The following is a 19,525-nucleotide window of genomic DNA, read 5'->3' on the forward strand; positions in this document are numbered from 1 at the left end:
GGCGTCTTCCTGCAGGGCCGCGGTGACCACTTCGTCCACGCTGCGGTTGTGCCCGAGGTGGATGACTTCAGCGCCCATGCCTTGCAGGATGCGGCGCATGATGTTGATGGCGGCGTCGTGGCCGTCAAACAGGCTGGCGGCCGTCACAAAGCGCACTTTGTTGAGCGGGCGGTAAGTGGCTAGGGCCTTGAAGTCGGCGGACAGGTCGGTCATGGGAGTTCCTCGGGTGTGGCACTTTCGTCGATGAAGTACCTGATCGCGATGATATTACGTTTACGTAAACGTCAACTTACAAAACCTATTCGCCACACATTGAAATTGCTCAAAAACCGACTTGGAACGACTGATTGCAGCGGAATCAACCTCACGCCAAATTAGTCAGCTTTCTGCAAGAAACACGCATATTGCGTGCTTTTCATGGCAACTAATGCACTTTTGAAAAATTTTTGCAGGTCATTTGAAAATTAATACGGGCTTAAAACCCAACATTACCCCTTGCTTATGGATAACCCCTAGCCGCCGTTGGGCCCGCGGCAGATAAATTGAGGGCAGAACAAAAAGACATCGACTTTTTTCTGTGCAAACAGCTTTTTGCACACTTATTTATCAAAACTGGAGTCCCCATGAAAATTCACTTTACAAAGCTTGTCACCCAAATGGCTGTTGCAGCCGCTGTCATGAGCATGGCCAGCATCGCCACCGCGGCTGACCCCATCAAGATCGGTGTGTCTGGCCCGTTCACAGGCGGCTCCTCGTCCATGGGCGTGAGCATGCGCGACGGCGTCAAACTGGCGGTTGAAGAGATCAACAAAGCGGGCGGCGTGCTGGGACGCAAGCTGCAAATCGTCGAACGTGATGACGAAGCGAAAAACGAGCGCGGCGTGCAAATTGCCCAGGAGCTGATCAATAAGGAAAAAGTGACTGCCACCGTAGGCTTCATCAACACGGGCGTGGCATTGGCTTCGCAGCGTTTTTACCAGGAAGCAAAGATTCCGGTGATGAACAACGTGGCCACCGGCTCGTTGGTCACACACCAGTTTGACGATCAGCCCGAGAACTACATTTTCCGCAATGCCGCGCATGACAGCATCCAGGCGCCCATGATCGTGGAAGAGGCGATTACCCGCCGCGGCTACAAAAAGGTGGCCATTCTGGCCGACTCCACCAACTACGGCCAACTCGGCCGTGATGACCTGGAAAAAGCCCTGGCGTTGAAATCGGTCAAGGCGGTCGCGGTTGAGAAGTTCAACATCAAAGACGTGGACATGACGGCCCAATTGCTCAAGGCCAAGGAGGCCGGTGCCGAAGCCATTCTGACCTACGCCATCGGACCAGAGCTGGCTCAAATTGCCAACGGCATGACCAAACTGGGCTGGAAAGTGCCCATGATCGGCAGTTGGACACTGTCCATGGCCAACTTCATTGACAACGCAGGCCCAGGCGGCGAAGGCGCGCGCATGCCACAGACCTTTATCCAGGAGCCCACCACGCCCAAGCGCCAGTCGTTCATCATCAACTACCTCAAAACCTTCAGCCCGAAAAACGCCCGTATTGACTCGCCTGTGTCGGCCGCCCAGGGTTATGACTCGATCTACCTGCTGGCCGCCGCCATCACGCAGGCCAATTCAACCGACGGCCCCAAGATCAAGGCGGCACTGGAGGATTTGAAGGCGCCGGTTGACGGTGTGGTCACCACCTACAACAAGCCGTTCACCGCAAAGGACCACGAGGCCATCACGGCCAACATCCCGGTGTTTGGCGAAGTCAAGGGCCAGCGTGTTATTTACGCCTACCCGGAAGACCAGAAGAAAGCCTCGGAAGTACGTATGAAAGATGCGAACGCCAAAGGCGCGCTGGCTGTCAAAAAGTAATTTGACGAGTTGACTTCGGGTCGACAAACAACACCGCGCTGGTCGCCCCGGCTGACGCGGTGTTTTTTTCGGCCTGAGCACCTCGCTCCTTTCGTAGAGTTTTTAGTGGAAATAAATATATGGAAATCCTGCTTCAACTGATCTACAGCGGTGTTGCGCTGGGCATGATCTACGCGGTCATTGCGTTTGGCTACCAGTTGACCTTTCAAACTTCAGACACTCTCAATTTCGGCCAGGGTGATGCGCTCATGCTGGGCGCCATGGTCGGGCTGACACTCGTGAACATGGGCGTCAACTACTGGCTCATGCTGCCACTGGTCATTATTTTTGGCCTGTTCCAGGGCGGCTTCGTGGAGCGTATCGGCGTCCGCCCGGCGATCAAGATCAAGAGCGAGTTCGGCTGGATCATGTCAACGATTGCGTTGGGCATCATCTTCAAGAACGTGGCCGAGAACATCTGGGGCCGGGACGACCTGAAGTTCCCCTCCCCTTTGCCTGAATCGCCCCTCAAGGTCTTTGGCGCGAATGTGTTGCCCATGGAAATTCTGGTGGTGGGCGGTGCCCTGCTCATGATGCTGGCGGTGGAGTTCTTCAACCGAAAAACCATCTACGGCAAGGCCGTTGTGGCGACCTTCAACGACCGTGACGCGGCCAAACTGATGGGCATCAACACAGGGCTGGTCATCACGTTTTCCTATGCCCTGTCTTCTGCCACTGCGGCTTTTGCCGGCGCGCTGATTGCGCCGCTGACGCTGACTGGCGCCACCATGGGCGCGGTGTTGGGCCTCAAGGCCTTTGCCGTGGCCATCATTGGCGGGTTGACCAGCGGCATGGGCATCATTGTGGGCGGCATCATTTTGGGTGTGGCAGAAACAACCACGGGCTTCTACATCTCAACCGGTTACAAAGATGTGCCCGGACTGGTGTTGCTGCTGCTCGTTCTCGCCTTCAAGCCCTCGGGCCTGTTCGGTAAATCCGCGATCAAGAAAGTCTGAAGATGAACCGCAAGTCTCTCATTGCGGCGGTGGTTGGTTTGGGCCTGCTGGCCACTGCACCGCTTTACATAAGCAACCCTTATTACATCCACATGATCGGCACGATCATGATTTACGCCATCCTGCTGTTCGGACTGGACATCGTGGTCGGCTACACCGGTCAGGTGTCTCTGGGGCATGCCGGTCTTTTTGGGGTGGGGTCCTACACCGCAGGCGTGCTGTTCATGAAGCTGGGCGCTCCGCTGTGGGTGATCATTCCCGCCAGCATCGGCGTGACTGCAGCGTTTGGCGCACTGCTGGCGTTGCCGGCCTTGCGGGTGACCGGACCTTACCTGGCCATGGTCACACTCGCCTTTGGCACCATCATCCAGATTTTGATCAACGAGATGACCTTCCTCACCGAAGGCCCACTCGGTATCAAGGTGCCCAAGCCGTCACTGGGTGGCGTGCAACTCAGCGAGCACGGCTTTTACTGGCTGGTGCTGGTCCTCATGGCGCTCTCACTGGTGGTGGTGGACCGCATTCTCCGCTCCCAACTGGGGCGTGCTTTTGAAGCGCTGCGCGGCAGCCCCGTGGCCTCGGACTGCATGGGGGTCTCGGTCTACCGCTACAAGGTGTATGCGTTCGTGATCAGTGCCGGGTTTGCCGGACTGGCAGGCTGCCTGTATGCCTACTCCGAGCAATACATCTCGCCCAACACCTACAACTTTGAGTTGACCGTGTTGTTTTTGTTGGCCGTGATCATGGGGGGACGCAAAACCCGCTCGGGCGCTTTGCTGGGCGCGGCGATCATCGTGATCCTGCCCAAGCTGCTTGACGACCTGGAACTGTTTCGCATCGTCGCGTCAACCCTGGCCGTGTTGATCGCAGTGGGCGGAGCTGTCGGCATCATGAAGAAGGTCACCACCCCCAAAGCGATGGCCATTCCGGTGATCGGCACCATGGCGTTGGCCGGATTTTCGTTCTGGTTGCAATCCATCACGGACTGGCGCCTGAGCATTTTTGGCCTGATGATCCTCTTCGTGGTGTATTACCTGCAGGACGGCATCGTGGGTTTCGTTCGCAGCCTTTTTCACCTGCGCAAGGTCGTGCGATCCGATGTGGACAACCGTGCAGCGCTTGACACCGGCAAAGACTCCGTCATGGTCGCAGCCCGCGCAAGCGGGAGCGAGGTCGGCACCGATCTGCTGGTGGCCACTGGCGTGCTCATGCAGTTTGGCGGCCTCAAGGCCATCAACCAGGTGGATTTGCGCGTCAAGCGCGGCACTATTCACGGATTGATCGGTCCCAACGGCTCCGGCAAGAGCACGATGATGAACGTGCTGACCGGCATCTACGTCCCGACCGCGGGAACGATCGACTTTGCCGGGCGCGCTGTGGTCGGCCGCACGTCATCGGACATTGCACTGTCAGGCATTGCGCGGACCTTCCAGAACGTGCAACTGTTTGGTGAAATGACGGCGCTGCAAAACGTGCAGGTGGGACTGCATCACACGTTCTCCAGCAACATTGTGGACGTGTCGCTGCACACGCCACGCTACCGGCGCGAAGAAAAAGCGGCCACCGAGCGCGGCTTGGGCTTGCTGAATTTTGTGGGCCTGGGCGACCTGGCCACGGAAGAAGCCCGCAACCTGCCCTACGGCAAACAACGCCTGCTGGAAATCGCACGGGCCCTGGCGTTGGACCCGCAACTGCTGCTGCTTGACGAACCCGCAGCGGGCCTGACAGCGCCCGACATCAAGGAACTGATCAGCATCATCCGCAAGATCCGGGACCATGGCATCACGGTGATTCTGATCGAGCACCACATGGACGTGGTGATGAGTATTTGCGACTCGGTCTCCGTTCTGGACTTTGGCCAGAAGATTGCCGAAGGCAAGCCCGCTGAAGTGCAGGCCAATGAAAAAGTCATCGAGGCTTACCTCGGCGGTACCGCCGCATAAAGTAAAGAGGATTTCTGTATGTTGAGTATCAAAAACCTCGAAGCCGGTTACGGCAAAGTGCAGGTGTTGCACGGCATCTCGATGGAAGTACCCAAGGGTAAAGTGGTCACGCTGATCGGCTCCAACGGGGCTGGAAAAACCACCACCATGCGCGCGATCTCCGGCATGATCAAACCCACGGCCGGTGAAATCAGCCTGCACGGCAAACGGGTGGACGGCCTGGAGTCGTACACCATCGCCAAACAAGGCCTGGCGCACTCCCCTGAGGGACGGCGGGTGTTTGCCACCATGACTGTGAAGGACAACCTGATTCTGGGCGCATTCCCGCGCCTCACCGGCAGCCGCCCCAAAGGCGATGTGCCCGGGGACCTGGAACGCGCCATGGAGTTGTTCCCACGCCTGAAAGAGCGGCGTAACCAGCTGGCCGGCACGCTGTCTGGCGGCGAGCAGCAAATGCTGGCCATGGCCCGCGCGGTCATGCTGAACCCTGAAATTGTGCTGCTCGATGAGCCCTCCATGGGGCTGGCACCGATTCTGGTGGAAGAGGTTTTCCGCATCATTGAAAACCTCAAGTCGCAGGGTGTGACGATGCTGCTGGTCGAGCAGTTCGCTGCCGCGGCGCTCAAGGTGGCAGACTATGGTTATGTACTGGAGAACGGCCGGATCTCGGTGCACGGTGAAGCGTCTAAACTGCGCGATGACCCGGCGGTGAAAGCGGCCTACCTGGGTGCCGGGCACTAAACACCCGGAGCCTGTTCGCCCACCGGGGAAAAATCCGATAGAGTCATGGTCATGTCTGGAGCACACGGTCTCCAACCTACAGCACACGCACCATGAAACCTCTACAGCTTTTTGACCCCGACTCCAGCACCTACACCTACGTGCTGTTTGACGAGGCCACGCGGGATGCGGTCATCATTGACCCGGTGGACGTTCAGCTGGAGCGCGATCTGGCCGCCCTGCGCCAATATGGGCTGAAACTGCGCTGGACCGTGGAGACCCATGCACACGCCGACCACATCACCAGCGCCGGACAACTGGCCGAGCTGGCGGGCGCCCAGACCGCGGTGCCGGGGGACTGCGGCATCCGCACCGCGGCGGTACAGCTCAACGATGGCGACACGCTGCAGTTCGGCGGCGAGCAGCTTCGGGCCCTGCACACGCCGGGCCATACCGCGGGCAGCATGAGCTACTTGTGGCGAGATCACGTTTTCACTGGAGACACCTTGCTGATTGACGGCTGTGGCCGCACCGACTTTCAGTCCGGCAGCGCCGAGGCGATGTACCACAGCCTAACCCAGGTTTTGTTTGCGCTGCCCGACGACACCACCGTGTGGCCGGGTCATGACTACAAGGGGCGTACCCACTCCACCATCGGCGCCGAGAAAACCGGCAACGCCCGCGTGACCCACAAGACGCTCGCCGAGTTCACCACCATCATGGCGGCGCTGCATCTGCCCAAGCCCCGGCGCATTGACGAGGCGGTACCCGCCAACCTCACCTCCGGCCTGCGGCACGATGCCGATGGCGCGGCGCTACTTACACCCCGCCCGGCCCCCGGCTACGCAGGCGACGTATCGCCCCAGCTGGCCATGCAATGGTTACAAAACGGCGACGCCGTGATGGTTGATGTGAGAACAGACGCGGAGCGGGAATGGGTTGGTTTTGTCCCCGGTGCCGTGCCGCTGGCCTGGAAGCAATGGCCGGACATGGCCATGAACGCCACATTTGACGACGCCTTGAGGGCGGCGGTGCCTGCCGGCAAGAAGGTCATCCTGTTGTGCCGCAGCGGCGTCAGGTCCGTGGCCGCGGCCAAACGCGCCACCGAGCTGGGTCTGGAGGCCTACAACATCCTGGAAGGTTTTGAAGGCGACCCCGACACGAACGCGCAACGCGGTCGCCAAGGCGGCTGGCGCTTTCACGGCCTGCCATGGCGACAAGGCTGAACGAGCGGGCTTGGCAAACAGGGCGGCAGGGTCAGGTAGAAACCCTGCCAAGCCGCGGTGCGCGGTTTGATGATAATCACCCCCATGACCTTTCTGGCAATTGACGTTGGCAACACCCGCCTGAAATGGGCGCTTTACCAAACCCCGCATCCCCAGGCTCCCCTGCTGGCGCAAGGCGCCGAGTTCCTGGAGAACATCGACAAACTGGCCGAAGGCACCTGGGCCACGCTCCCTGCGCCGGACCACATGCTGGGCTGCATCGTGGCCGGAGACGCCCTCAAACGCCGGGTGCAGGAGCAAATGGAGATTTGGGACGTGGAACCCCGTTGGGTGGTGTCCAGCGCAGCCGAAGCGGGCCTGACCAATGGCTATGACTTTCCGGCGCGCCTGGGCGCAGACCGATGGGTGGCCATGATCGGCGCCTGGCACCGTGCGCGCTCCCAAGGCCCTGCACAACCCCTCGTGGTGGTGATGGTGGGCACCGCGGTGACGGTGGAAGCGATTGACGCCAGCGGCAAGTTTCTGGGCGGACTGATTCTGCCGGGCCACGGCATCATGTTGCGTGCCCTGGAGTCCGGCACCGCCGGGCTGCATGTCCCGACCGGCGAAGTCTGTGAATTCCCCACCAACACCAGTGATGCACTCACCAGCGGCGGCACCTACGCCATTGCCGGCGCCGTGGAACGCATGGTGCAGCATGTGCGGGTCCACTGCGGCACCGAGCCCAAATGCATCATGACCGGGGGCGCTGGCTGGAAGATGGCGCCCAGCATGTCGGTGCAATTTGAGCTGGTGGACAACCTGATCTTTGATGGCCTTCTGGAACTGGCAGCACGCCGATTTTCAGATCAAAACGAGCTGCAGCCAACGTAGGACGTGCGGTAGCAGCTATTATTTCAATAGCACTCAGCATATTCGCCTGCTGCCACTCAGCGACTCAACCCCTCGACGGCCTGAAACATCGCCTGCCGGGCCTGGCTGATGACGAGGCCTTTCCAGGCATCGGTATCCGTGTAGAACGCGTCGCGCATCTGCTGCCTGATCCGGGACGCCAAAGTGACTGGTGCTTGCGGGTGGTTGGCCAGCCACTGCTCGGCACGCAAGGCCTGCAGCACGTCGGCCAGCGGCTGGGTGCCAAACTCCAGGGCCAGCCCGGTGTATTCGGCTTGCGGGCACTCCTCATACAACGCCCCTGACATCGCGCCCGTCAGGAAAGCCGCGGTCGCCGAACCGTCATAAATAGAGGTCACCGGCGTGGCGCCCTGTCCGTCCCACCACTGGCGCGCCCGGGCCAGGGCAACAGGGTCGTTCCGGCAGGCAAAGATGCGCTCCCCCACGCCGTTGGGGCCCAAACCGGTGTGCAGGTCAATCCAGGCCACCCGCCTGGCCTGGCTGGCTTGGCGGCGCAGCACCTGGCGAAGGGTCAGGTTGCTCCAAGTAGGTCGGATCCCACCAAAAAACAGCCCATCCGCAAACTCATGCTGCCCGCGGGTGACCACGGCCTGAATGGCAGCCCGCCCCTGCGTCTCAACAAACTTGCCCAATGCCGCGATGTTGGCAGCGTCCGGCGGCCAAAAGTCGGGCAGCAGCACGGGATGAATAACGCGGTACGCCTTGTTATGCGGCAAGGGCTGGCTGAAGTCCAGGAAATTCCGGTTCAAGTCCACGTTTTCATGGGTCGCGCGGCGTCCATGCGAGAAACCAAACGGATTGAGCGCATGCACGTACAAAACGGCCACCCCATGGGCGCTGGCTTTGTCACGCCATGGGGCATCGTGCAGCGCAAACACCTGCACGCCACTCCCGCCAAAACCCTCCACACCGTGGCAGCCGCTGCTCACGATCAACAGCTTGTCGGCATCAGGCAGTCCGTCCAGCGCCACGTCCATGGCCAACACCTCGCCATCGCGTCCAGTAAGAGGATGGTTGTGCGACGTCATCGGCAGCGAAGCGGTGGCCGCCGCCTCCAGAAATTTGACCCGGGCCTGCGCGTAGCTGGCGGAGAAGGCGTCGACAAGGTGCATCATGCGGGCATCCTCAGGCAGCCGGTTTGAGCCATTCTTCAGCCAAGCGCACCCAGTAGGTCGCGCCCAGGGGAATCAGGTCATCGTTGAAGTCATAGCTGGGGTTGTGCAGCATGCAGGGCCCGCCACCGTGCCCCATCTCGCGGTGCGCACCGTCCCCGTTCATGATGAAGCTGTAGCAGCCCGGTTTGGCCATCAGCATGAAGGAAAAATCTTCGGCCCCCATGGTCGGCTCCTGCGTCAGCACGTTGGCCTCGCCCACGATGCTCGCCATGACCCGCCGCGCAAACTCGGCCTCTTTGGCACTGTTGATGGTGGGCGGGTAGTTGCGGGAAAACTCGAACTCACAGCGCATGTCAAACGCGGCACAAGTGTGCTCGGCAATCTGCTTCATGCGCTGCTCGATCATGTCGAGCACCTCCAGCGTGAAGGTACGCACCGTGCCGCGCAACTCGCAGCTGTCGGGGATGACGTTGGTAGCCTCCCCTGTGTGGATCATGGTGACTGAAATCACGCCGGCATCGATCGGTTTTTTGTTGCGGCTGATGATGGTCTGGAAGGCCTGCACCATCTGGCAGGCCACCGGCACCGGGTCCAGCGCGTTGTGCGGCATGGCCGCGTGCCCGCCCTTGCCATGAATCGTGATCTTGAACTCGTTGCTGGACGCCATCACAGGGCCTGCACTGGCCGCAAACTTGCCGACCTCGGAACCCGGCCAATTGTGCATGCCGAACACCGCCTCGACCGGAAACTTTTCAAACAGGCCGTCCTTGATCATCTCGCGCGCGCCGCCACCGCCCTCTTCCGCCGGTTGAAAAATCAGGTACACCGTGCCATCAAAGTTGCGCTGCGTTGCCAGGTGCTGCGCGGCAGCCAGCAGCATGGCGGTGTGACCGTCATGGCCACAGGCGTGCATCTTGCCGGGGTGAACACTGGCGTGGCTGAAGGTGTTGAACTCCTGCATGGGCAGGGCATCCATGTCGGCGCGCAGGCCAATGGCGCGGTCTGACGCGCCATTTTTGACGATACCCACCACGCCCGTAGTGCCCATGCCCCGATGAACCGCAATACCCCACTCTGTCAATTTTTGGGCCACCACATCGGCCGTTCTGACCTCCTGGAAACATAACTCGGGGTGGGCGTGGATGTCCCGCCGGATGGCGGCCACACCCGCAGCCTGCGTGACGATTGAATCAATGACTTTCATGACGACTCCTTTAACCTTAGTCTATAACCAGGCAATAGACTGCGCGAAAATGAGGTTACACCTCTTTGGCCCGCCCATCCATGATTGATACATCCACTGAACCGTCCGCCGCAGAGCCCACCCAGGTGCTGGGCGCCTGTCCGCATGACTGCCCTGACACCTGCTCCATGCTCACCACGGTGTCCGGCGGCATCGCCATCAAGGTACAAGGTAATCCAGCCCATCCCCACACCGATGGCGCCTTGTGCACCAAGGTTTCGCGCTACACCGAGCGCACCTACCACCCGGAGCGCATTCTTCATCCGCTGAAACGCATGGGTCCCAAGGGCGCCGGCACCTTCGAGCGCGTGACATGGGATGCCGCCCTGCAAGACATTGCCTCAAAGCTCACCGCCATTGCCAGCCGGGGCGGCCATGCAGCCCAGGCCATCCTGCCTTACAGCTACGCCGGCACCATGGGGCTGGTGCAGGGCGAGAGCATGTCTGCCAGGTTCTTTCACAAATTGGGCGCCTCGTTGCTGGATCGCACCATTTGTGCCTCGGCCGGCGGCGAAGGCTTGACGCACACGCTGGGCGGCAAGGTCGGCATGCAAGTCGAGTTTTTTGCCGAGTCAAAACTTATCTTGATCTGGGGCAGTAACTCCATTGCCAGCAACCTGCACTTCTGGCGTTACGCCCAGGTCGCCAAACGCAATGGCGCCAAGCTGATCTGCATCGATCCGCGGCGCAGCGAGACCGCTGACAAATGCCACGAGCACCTGGCCCTGTTGCCCGGCACCGACGGTGCCCTGGCCCTGGCCGTAATGCATGAACTGATCGTGAACCACTGGCTGGACCACGACTACCTGGCGCACTACACCCTGGGGTGGGAACAACTGCGTGCACGGGCTCTGCAATGGACGCCCGAGCGCGCAGCCGAGGTGTGTGCCATCTCCGCAGACCAAATACGAGCACTGGCCAAAGACTACGGTGCCTGTGCGGCCAGCGGTGAGCCAGCGGCTATCCGCATGAACTACGGCCTGCAGCGTGTGCACGGCGGTGGCAATGCCGTACGCCTGATTGCATCGCTGCCAGCACTCATTGGTGCCTGGCGTCATCGCGCTGGCGGCGTGCTGCTGTCAAGCTCCGGCATGTTTCCCGTCAACCGACATGCGCTACAGCGGCCCGACCTGATGTCGGCCCAAACCCCGCGCACCATCAACATGAGCACCATTGGTGGTGACTTGTTGCGGCCGTCCAGCGATGAATTCGGGCCAAGCATTGAAGCACTGGTTGTTTACAACAGCAACCCGGTCGCTGTAGCGCCCGAGTCCGGCAAAGTGGTGCAAGGCTTTGCCCGTGAAGATCTTTTTACCGTGGTGCTGGAACATTTCCAGACCGACACCGCCGACTATGCGGATTACATCCTGCCCGCCACCACGCAGCTGGAGCATTGGGATGTACACGCCAGCTACGGCCACACCGACGCACTGCTGAACCGTCCCGCCATCGCACCGCTGGGTGAGGCCAAAACCAACACACAGATTTTTCGGGAACTCGCCTCCCACATGGGTTTCACAGACGACTGCTTTACAGAAGACGATCCAGCCCTGTGTCGCACAGCCTACGGCAACGCTGTCGACTTTGGCGAGCTGATGGAAAAGGGCTTTGCAACATTGAAGCTGGCACAAGCACCCTTTGCCCAAGGTAACTTCCCCACACCGTCCGGAAAATGTGAATTCTTCAGCGAACGCCTCGCTGCCCGCGGTATGGACGGCCTACCCGACCACGTGCCGAACCACGAGGTGTTCAACTCATCCCAAGCCTACCCGCTGGCCATGATCTCACCACCCGCTCGGAATTTTTTGAACTCCACCTTCGTCAACGTGAAGAGCCTGCGCGATATTGAAGGAGAACCGCTGCTGGAAATGCACGCAGCCGATGCCGCCGCCCGAGGCATCCAGTCGGGCGACGTGGTGCGTGTTTTTAATCAGCGAGGTGTCTACCGTTGCAAAGTGGCGATCTCGAAACGGGCACGCCCCGGCGTGGTCAATGGACTGGGCGTCTGGTGGCGCAAGCTCGGCCTTGATGGTACCAATGTGAACCAGGTAACAAGTCAGAAATTGACCGACCTGGGACGGGCACCCACGTTTTACGACTGCCTGGTGGAAGTCGCCTCCGATTCCACAAAAGCACCCCGCTGAGAGCCAGAAAAAAAAATCCAACCCTTTGGAGGTCGGCTTTAAATGTTTGGTGGCTGGGGCGCCCCATCACACGCCGCTCATGTGCAGCGCAGTGCACAACCTGCGACTGCCGTAGGTGCGACCACTGGCTGCGAAAGCGGCCCTCAAATGAACGCTGTCGGCACACAGCACCGGCGCTTGGCGCCGCCGCTTGGCTGCTGCGTAAAAGCCAGAGCGGCTGACTTGAAGGAGGCGGCATGCCTGGCTGGCGGTGATGGCCTTCTCTTGCAAGTCTTCAATGAGCTGGTAACTCATCTGAGTTCTCGGGCAAAGAAGGTTGATGCTTTTTTTAATATCTCCACGTCGCCTCGCAGTTGCCGGTTCTCTAACTCCAGCTGCCTGATGCGTTGATGCTCCGCGGTCAACGGCTTGCCGACACCGCTTTGGCCTTGCTGTTCCGCATCAAATTGACTGACCCAGCGCCTGGCGGCACTTTCGCCAAGTTTCATGTCTTTACAGACTTGACTGATGCTCAAGCCTTGGACTTTGACCATTTGCGCGACCTGGAGCTTGAAGCTGGTGTCAAAGGTTCTTCGGGATTTTTGGTTGTTCACTTCTGTCGCCATTCAGGTTTGAATAAACCTATCGTTGTGTCTTTTTAAATTAGACCACCACATCTTCGGGTGCATCACAGCAAAGTAGTCAAGGCCTGGGTAGCTGAGAGAATCGAGCAAATTGAGCTGTTCTATCTGCCAAGCTACAGCCCCCAACTCAACCCTGAGGAGCGGCTCAATGCAGACTTGAAGCAGGAGATGGGCAGAAAAGTTCCGGTGCGCACCAAGGCCAAGCTACACGAGGCGGCCAATGAGCATATGGCCATGTTGGAAAAAACCCCAGAACGAGTGATTAGTTACTTCCAGGATCGTCGGGTGCGTTGTGCGGCTTGAGACTTCATCGGGCCGGAGCAATAATTCTCTATTCCTTGATTCAGGGTCGTATCCGCACCCTTGAGAACGAACCATTGCTGTTCATTGCTGCTTTTTATAGCCGGTGACCAACCGCTGAGTAGAGAATGTCCAATGTCCACGCGGGCTGTAGAGCAGTCGTCCCTGGGCAATCAAAATTGGCCGCATTGGTCAAATATGCGTCGGCGACAACAGCAAAGACTCCGGCATCACCACATCCTGCAAATCCGACATCAACACAACACATCAATCCACAGATAAATAAGTAATTAAGAACTGAAAATACGGTAGTTTCAGTTCTTATGATTTTCTTCCAAAATTCACTCCATCGCAACTTTGCAGTGAATTCAAGGAGTCTTTCATGTCCACCCGCCGCCGTTTCTCTTCCCAAATTCTGAAGGCCACATTGGCCGCCACGCTGATCGGCGCCAGCCTGGGCGTAGCCGCTCAACAGGTCGTGAGCCTGCTCAACGTCTCTTACGACCCCACACGGGAGCTGTACTCAGAGTTCAACGCGGCGTTTGCCAAACACTGGAAGGCCAAGACCGGCCAGGACGTGACCATCAAACAATCCCATGGCGGCTCCGGCAAACAAGCCCGCTCGGTGATTGACGGACTGGAGGCCGACGTGGTCACGCTGGCGCTCGCCGGTGACGTGGACGCGTTGTACAAGAACGGAGGCTGGATTCCGGCGGACTGGCAAAAACGCCTGCCCCACAACTCGGCCCCCTACACCTCCACCATCGTGCTGGTCGTGCGCCAGGGCAACCCCAAAGGCATCAAGGATTGGGATGATTTGATCAAGCCCGGCATCAGCGTCATCACGCCCAACCCCAAGACCTCGGGTGGCGCCCGCTGGAACTACCTGGCGGCGTGGGAGTTTGCCAAACGCAAACTGGGCAGCGAGGCCAAGGCCAAAGAGTTCGTGCAGGCCCTGTTTAAGAACGTGCCCGTGCTCGACACCGGCGCACGCGGTTCGTCCATTACCTTTGCCCAGCGCAACCAGGGCGATGTGTTCATCTCCTGGGAAAACGAAGCCCACCTGCTGGAGAAAGAGTTCGGCAGCAAGGTGGACATCATTTATCCATCGCTGAGCATCCTGGCCGAGCCACCGGTGGCCGTGGTGGACAAGAACGTGGACCGCAAGGGCACCCGTGCTGTAGCGCAGGCCTACCTCGAATACCTCTACACCGATGAAGGGCAGGACATCGCGGGCAAAAACTTCTACCGCCCGATTTCTGAAAAAGCGCAGGCCAAGTACGTCAAGCAACTGCCCAAGCTCAACCTGTTCACCATCGAACAAGCGTTTGGCGGCTGGACCAAGGCGGACAAAGACCACTTTGCCGATGGCGGCAGCTTTGATCAGATCTACCTGAAGAAGTAAGCCCGCCGCTGTCACACATCACGCATCGATCAGGGAGAAAAAAATGACTGTGTTATTAATTGCCGGCAGCCCCTCGGAAAAATCACGCTCGGCCGCCTTGCTCGATGGCGTTCAGCAACGGCTGCAGGCCCGGGGTGCCTATGTGGAGCGCCTGCAGATTCGGGACCTGTCGCCCCAAGCGCTGATCCTGGCCGATTTTGGCCATCGCAGCATCAGCCACGCCACGGGCCGCGTGGCCGCCGCGGACGTGATCGTGGTCGCCACCCCGGTCTACAAGGCGGCCTACAGCGGCGTGCTCAAGGTGTTTCTGGACCTGCTGCCACAAACCGCCTTGCAGGGCAAGACCGTGCTGCCACTGGCCACCGGCGGCAGCCCGCACCACATGCTGGCGCTGGACTATGCCTTGCGCCCGGTGCTGCAGTCTTTGGGTGCCAAGCACATCCTGCCTGGCATCTACGCCACCGACGCGCAAGTCACGCTCAATGAAAACGGGGTCTACCAGATTGCCCCCGGCATTGGCGCCCGACTGGACGATGCCGTGCACACCTTGATCACCGAGACGCTACGCCCGGTCTTGACACCCGCGGGCCAGTTTGCACCGGTGGCGTTTGATCAGGTGCGATGTAGCGTTTAAACGCCTGCATCGATACCGGCTTGCCGGTAACCCTCCCATCTTTTTTTGGCTGCCACTGGCAGTCGTGGACAGATGTCGCCTGCATTTTTGATCAAAGGTCATAGCCATGTCATCTGGCATCACACAAGCGCCCATCACCACGGATGATTCATTCACGGCGGGCGACATTCTTCAATCGCTCGGCATTGCCGTTTTTCTGGTATCGACGGTCATCCTGAGCGTCAACCTGCTGTTGCTCACCGTCGCCCCCGTCTGACCACACCTTTGTTTGGAACTCTGATCATGTTGAAAAACTTCTCTCTTTCACGCCGCCAAGTGCTCGGGGCCAGTGTCGCTTCCTTGGCTCTGGCAAGCAGCCCGCTGGCATTCGCCCAAAAGGCCACACGCACCCTACGGATTGGTAACCAGAAAGGCTGGCTGTCCATCCTCAAAGCACGCGGCACGCTGGAAAAACGCCTGGCCCCCCTGGGTGTGAATGTCACCTGGACCGAATTCAATGCCGGCCCGGTGCAACTCGAAGCCCTGAATGTGGGGGCGATTGATTTTGGCGACGTGGGCGAAGCCCCGCCCATCTTTGCCCAGGCCGCCGGTGCACCGCTGGTGTATGCGGCAGCGACGGTGCCACGTCCCAATCTTGAAGCGATCATCGTGCCCAAAACCTCGGCCATCAAAACGGTGGCGGACCTCAAGGGCAAGAAGATTGCCTTGAACAAGGGCTCCAACGTTCACTATTTGCTGGTCAAGCTGCTGGAGAAAAATGGCCTGAAATACGCCGATGTGCAGCCCATCTTCCTGCCACCGGCCGACGCCCGCGCCGCGTTCGAGAAAGGTGCCGTGGACGCCTGGGTCATCTGGGACCCCTTCCTGGCGTCCGCCCAGAAAACACTGAATGCGCGCCTGCTGGCCGATGCCACCGGGGTCGCCAACAACCGCAACTACTACTTCACCTCACGCGACTTCGCCACTAAAAACACTGACGTGCTGAAGATCGCCATCGAGGAGATCAACGCGATTGACACCTGGATTTCCAAGAACAAGGCCGCTGCCGCCACCGAGTTGTCAAGCGTGCTGGGGCTGGACAAGAGCATCACCGAACTGTTTGTGAGCCGGGCAGGGTACGGCACGAAAGCCGTCACGCGCGAGATTCTGGGGGAGCAGCAAGTCATTGCCGACACCTTCTTTGAGCTCAAGCTCATCCCCAAAAAGCTCAACCTGTTGCACGCTGCCCCCGTGGATCTGAGTTAAGAGTCTGAACAGGAGAATGAAGATGGCTCACCTACCCTCCCCAGCGCCCAAGTCAAGGCGCGAGCTGATACGTTTGCTGGCCGTCACTGCGGGTGTCTGGGGTCTGTCGGGGCCCATCACCTCACGTAACGCCTGGGCACAAAGTGGCACACCAGCCAAGGCGCCCACGCTCTTGCGCATTGGCTACCAAAAGTCGGCCGTCAATCTGGTCATCGTCAAGCAGCAAGGCGTGCTGGAAAAGCGTTACCCCAACACCAAAGTGCAGTGGATTGAGTTCCCCGCCGGGCCGCAGTTGCTCGAAGCCCTTGCCGTGGGCAGCCTGGAGTTTGGGCTGACGGGCGATTCCCCGCCCGTGTTCGCCCAGGCGGCGGGCAAAGACTTGGTGTACGCGGGCGCCGAGCCGTCCAAGCCGGAAAACTCGGCCATTCTGGTGCCCAGGGACTCGACGATTCGCACGCTGGCCGACCTCAAGGGCCGCAAAATTGCGCTGCAAAAAGGATCCAGTGCGCACTACCTGCTGGTGCGCGCCGTGGAGAAAGCCGGCCTGCAGTGGAGCGACATTCAGCCCGTTTACCTGACGCCGGCCGATGCACGCGCCGCCTTCGAGCGCAAGAGTGTGGACGCCTGGGTGATCTGGGACCCGTTTTATGCGGCGACAGAACTGGCGATCCAGCCCCGCGTGTTGACCACGGGCTCTGGCCTGTCGGGCAACAACTCGTTTTACCTGGCCTCAGTGCCCTTTGCCAACCAGCACCCCGAAGTCATCGGCGTCCTGTTTGAGGCGTTAACCCAAGCCGACCGGTTTGCACAGGATCGTCGGCCTGAAGCCATCAAACTGATCTCTGATTTCAGCGGTCTGGACGCTGGCGTCGTCAGTTTGTTTTTGCAACGCCGGCCGCGCTCGCCTGTGGGCTTACTCAAGCCCGACATGGTCGCGGACCAGCAGCGCGTGGCCGACGCCTTTGCGCGGCTGGCGTTGATCCCCAAGCCCGTCAAGGTGAGTGACATCGTCTGGCGCCCAAAGGGCTTGACCAGCCGTTCATAACGCACCACACAAAGGAGACATCTCATGGAAATTTTCTGGTTTATCCCCACCCATGGCGACAGCCGCTACCTGGGCACCGCCGAAGGCGCCCGCGCCTTGAGCCACGATTACCTCAAACAAGTCGCGCAAGCGGCCGACCACCTGGGCTATGAAGGGGTGCTCATCCCCACCGGCCGCTCCTGCGAAGACCCGTGGGTGGTGGCCTCCAGCCTCCTGTCCGTCACCACGCGCCTGAAGTTTCTGGTGGCGGTGCGCCCCGGCCTGCACCAGCCAGCGCTGGCGGCGCGCATGGCCGCCACCTTTGACCGCCTCTCGGGCGGGCGCCTGCTGATCAACCTGGTCACTGGCGGCGACCAGGTGGAGCTGGAAGGCGATGGCGTCTTTCTCGATCACGCGCAGCGCTACGAACAGTCGGCCGAGTTCATCCGCATCTGGCGTGAAATTCTGGCGCGCAGCCACACGGGCGAGAGTTACGACTTTGAGGGCAAGCACCTGAGCGTCAAAGGCGCCAAGCTGCTGTACCCGCCCGTGCAGCATCCGCACCCGCCGGTGTACTTTGGGGGCTCCTCGGCGGCCGCGCATGAGCTGGCCGCCGAGCAGGTGGAGAGTTACCTCACCTGGGGCGAACCGCCCGCAGAAGTCGCCAAAAAAGTGGCCGATGTGCGCGAGCGTGCTGCCAAACTGGGGCGCACCGTCAAGTTCGGCATCCGACTGCATATGATCGTGCGCGAGACCGAGACCCAAGCCTGGCAAGCCGCTGAAGACCTCATCAGCCGTCTGGACGACGACACCGTGATCCGAGCCCAGGCTGCGTTCTCGCGCATGGACTCCGAAGGCCAGCGGCGCATGGCCGCCCTGCATGCCGGTGGCAAAAAGCGCAGCCGCGCGGACCTGGAGATCAGCCCCAACCTGTGGGCCGGTGTCGGTCTGGTGCGCGGCGGCGCGGGCACGGCGCTGGTGGGCGACCCGCAAACGGTGGCCGCGCGCATTCAGGAGTACGCCGCCCTCGGGCTGGACACCTTTGTGCTCTCGGGCTACCCGCACCTGGAAGAGGCTTACCGTTTTGCCGAACTGGTGTTCCCGCTCTTGCCGGTGCAACTGCGCGAGCAACTCAAAGGCCAGCTCACCGGGCCGTTTGGTGAAGTGGTGGGCAACAACTACTTGCCGCGTGTGTCACAAAGTTGAACGCCATGAACCAACTGTCACAAGAGTTGCCGGTCACGCCGGTCCCTGTCACGCTGGAGGCGCCGGGTTTTCCGGGCGCCACGTCCCTCCTCGGTTTTGCCCGCAACGTGGGTCAGCGCCTGCTGCCCTGGCTGGTGCCACTCACCCTCATCGTGGTCTGGCACATTGCCTCCAGCCTGGGGTGGATGTCCACCCGGGTGTTGCCCGCACCGCTGGATGTCGTCGCCGCGGCCTGGACGCTGGCGGCCTCGGGGGAGTTGTGGACCCACGTCAAGGTCAGCGCCGGGCGAGCCCTCTCGGGCCTGGCTGTGGGCGGGGGCCTGGGGCTGCTGCTGGGCTTGCTGACAGGCTCGGTGAAGTTCTTCGAGACGCTGCTGGACTCCACCCTGCAGATGGTGCGCAACATCCCCGCGCTGGCGCTGATTCCACTGGTCATTCTGTGGTTTGGCATTGACGAAGCGGCCAAGCTGTTTTTGATCTCGGTGTCGGTCTTCTTCCCGATCTACCTCAACACCTTTCATGGCATTCGCAATGTGGACCCCGGCCTGATCGAGATGGGACGCACCTATGGGCTCACCCGCTGGCAGCTCTACACGCAGATCATCCTGCCCGGCGCAGTGTCCAGCATTCTGGTGGGCCTGCGGTTTTCTCTGGGGCTGATGTGGGTGATTTTGATCGTGGCCGAAACCATCTCGGCGCAGGCCGGCATTGGCTACCTGACCATGAACGCCCGCGAGTTTTTGCAGACCGACATCGTGCTGGTGGGCATCCTGCTTTATGCCTTGCTAGGCAAGCTGGCCGATGTGTTTGCCAAAGCGCTGGAGCGCTACTGGCTGCGCTGGCATCCGGGGTACCAGACATCATGAAGTCATTTGCTACTGAATTAATAGCTGCTGGCGCACGCCAAACAAGGGCTGGA

19 protein-coding genes and 2 pseudogenes are annotated in these 19,525 nt (G+C 60.2%); 16 read left to right on the top strand and 5 right to left on the bottom strand.

Translation table 11 applies throughout. The annotated features are described in order from the left end of the window. Positions 1 to 213 (bottom strand): hypothetical protein (locus AC097N_RS20475; protein ID WP_479583923.1); only part of this gene is annotated, 213 nt, incomplete at its 3' end. Between the two features lie 443 nt (positions 214 to 656). Between AC097N_RS20475 and AC097N_RS20480 the strand changes: the two genes are divergently transcribed. From AC097N_RS20480 to AC097N_RS20510, 7 genes and pseudogenes are all read left to right on the top strand, one after another. Further along, entirely contained in the window at positions 657 to 1,871 is a 1,215-nt protein-coding gene (locus AC097N_RS20480) for an ABC transporter substrate-binding protein (protein ID WP_479583944.1), read from the top strand. Positions 1,872 to 1,990: 119 nt separating this feature from the next. Next, a complete protein-coding gene (locus AC097N_RS20485; RefSeq protein WP_479583924.1) occupies positions 1,991 to 2,866 on the top strand; it encodes a branched-chain amino acid ABC transporter permease in 876 nt (291 codons plus the stop codon). A 2-nt stretch (positions 2,867 to 2,868) separates the two neighbouring features. Beyond that, complete coding sequence (locus AC097N_RS20490; protein ID WP_479583925.1) at positions 2,869 to 4,809, top strand: branched-chain amino acid ABC transporter ATP-binding protein/permease; 1,941 nt, start codon at positions 2,869 to 2,871, stop codon at positions 4,807 to 4,809. An 18-nt stretch (positions 4,810 to 4,827) separates the two neighbouring features. Next, positions 4,828 to 5,550 carry an ABC transporter ATP-binding protein gene (locus AC097N_RS20495; RefSeq protein WP_479583926.1) on the top strand — a complete coding sequence of 241 codons (723 nt, stop codon included), beginning with the start codon at positions 4,828 to 4,830 and terminating at the stop codon, positions 5,548 to 5,550. A 92-nt stretch (positions 5,551 to 5,642) separates the two neighbouring features. Then, positions 5,643 to 6,323: pseudogene (locus tag AC097N_RS20500) on the top strand (MBL fold metallo-hydrolase); the annotation flags it as partial. Beyond that, positions 6,318 to 6,755, top strand: a complete 438-nt coding sequence (locus AC097N_RS20505; protein WP_479583945.1) for a rhodanese-like domain-containing protein — start codon at positions 6,318 to 6,320, stop codon at positions 6,753 to 6,755. The pseudogene AC097N_RS20500 and the gene AC097N_RS20505, both read left to right, overlap by 6 nt. A gap of 84 nt (positions 6,756 to 6,839) precedes the next feature. After that, entirely contained in the window at positions 6,840 to 7,628 is a 789-nt protein-coding gene (locus AC097N_RS20510; RefSeq protein WP_479583927.1) for a type III pantothenate kinase, read from the top strand. 56 nt (positions 7,629 to 7,684) lie between these two features. Here the strand turns inward: AC097N_RS20510 and AC097N_RS20515 are convergent, their stop codons facing one another. Both AC097N_RS20515 and AC097N_RS20520 read right to left on the bottom strand, forming a co-directional pair. After that, entirely contained in the window at positions 7,685 to 8,782 is a 1,098-nt protein-coding gene (locus tag AC097N_RS20515) for a M14 family metallopeptidase (RefSeq protein WP_479583928.1), read from the bottom strand. Between the two features lie 10 nt (positions 8,783 to 8,792). Beyond that, complete coding sequence (locus tag AC097N_RS20520) at positions 8,793 to 9,986, bottom strand: M20 aminoacylase family protein (protein WP_479583929.1); 1,194 nt, start codon at positions 9,984 to 9,986, stop codon at positions 8,793 to 8,795. Positions 9,987 to 10,066: 80 nt separating this feature from the next. On the opposite strand from AC097N_RS20520, the gene AC097N_RS20525 reads away from it, so the two are divergent. Next, positions 10,067 to 12,169, top strand: a complete 2,103-nt coding sequence (locus AC097N_RS20525) for a molybdopterin-containing oxidoreductase family protein (RefSeq protein ID WP_479583930.1) — start codon at positions 10,067 to 10,069, stop codon at positions 12,167 to 12,169. Between the two features lie 66 nt (positions 12,170 to 12,235). On the opposite strand, the gene AC097N_RS20530 is transcribed toward AC097N_RS20525, so the two are convergent. Both AC097N_RS20530 and AC097N_RS20535 read right to left on the bottom strand, forming a co-directional pair. Continuing rightward, a complete protein-coding gene (locus tag AC097N_RS20530) occupies positions 12,236 to 12,463 on the bottom strand; it encodes a hypothetical protein (protein ID WP_479583931.1) in 228 nt (75 codons plus the stop codon). Then, positions 12,460 to 12,762: a transposase gene (locus AC097N_RS20535; RefSeq protein WP_479583932.1), complete on the bottom strand. Its 303-nt coding sequence runs from the start codon at positions 12,760 to 12,762 to the stop codon at positions 12,460 to 12,462. Before AC097N_RS20535 ends, AC097N_RS20530 begins: the two co-directional genes overlap by 4 nt. A gap of 60 nt (positions 12,763 to 12,822) precedes the next feature. Between AC097N_RS20535 and AC097N_RS20540 the strand changes: the two are divergent. From AC097N_RS20540 to ssuC, 8 genes and pseudogenes are all read left to right on the top strand, one after another. After that, positions 12,823 to 13,095 (top strand): annotated as a pseudogene (locus AC097N_RS20540) (transposase); the annotation flags it as partial. Positions 13,096 to 13,474: 379 nt separating this feature from the next. Continuing rightward, the gene (locus AC097N_RS20545) at positions 13,475 to 14,497 is read left to right on the top strand and encodes a sulfate ABC transporter substrate-binding protein (protein ID WP_479583933.1); all 1,023 of its coding nucleotides are present in this window, start codon (positions 13,475 to 13,477) and stop codon (positions 14,495 to 14,497) included. 43 nt (positions 14,498 to 14,540) lie between these two features. Next, positions 14,541 to 15,131 carry an NADPH-dependent FMN reductase gene (gene ssuE, locus AC097N_RS20550; RefSeq protein ID WP_479583934.1) on the top strand — a complete coding sequence of 197 codons (591 nt, stop codon included), beginning with the start codon at positions 14,541 to 14,543 and terminating at the stop codon, positions 15,129 to 15,131. A 106-nt stretch (positions 15,132 to 15,237) separates the two neighbouring features. Further along, positions 15,238 to 15,387: a hypothetical protein gene (locus AC097N_RS20555; protein WP_479583935.1), complete on the top strand. Its 150-nt coding sequence runs from the start codon at positions 15,238 to 15,240 to the stop codon at positions 15,385 to 15,387. 26 nt (positions 15,388 to 15,413) lie between these two features. Next, on the top strand, positions 15,414 to 16,376 hold the full coding sequence (locus AC097N_RS20560; RefSeq protein WP_479583936.1) for a sulfonate ABC transporter substrate-binding protein: 963 nt from the start codon (positions 15,414 to 15,416) through the stop codon (positions 16,374 to 16,376). Between the two features lie 22 nt (positions 16,377 to 16,398). Further along, on the top strand, positions 16,399 to 17,421 hold the full coding sequence (locus AC097N_RS20565) for a sulfonate ABC transporter substrate-binding protein (RefSeq protein WP_479583937.1): 1,023 nt from the start codon (positions 16,399 to 16,401) through the stop codon (positions 17,419 to 17,421). Positions 17,422 to 17,445: 24 nt separating this feature from the next. Next, a complete protein-coding gene (ssuD, locus tag AC097N_RS20570; RefSeq protein WP_479583938.1) occupies positions 17,446 to 18,606 on the top strand; it encodes an FMNH2-dependent alkanesulfonate monooxygenase in 1,161 nt (386 codons plus the stop codon). A gap of 5 nt (positions 18,607 to 18,611) precedes the next feature. After that, a complete protein-coding gene (ssuC, locus tag AC097N_RS20575; protein ID WP_479583939.1) occupies positions 18,612 to 19,472 on the top strand; it encodes an aliphatic sulfonate ABC transporter permease SsuC in 861 nt (286 codons plus the stop codon). Positions 19,473 to 19,525: the final 53 nt, after the last annotated feature.

This window comes from Rhodoferax sp. LS1R11 (genome assembly GCF_056521395.1).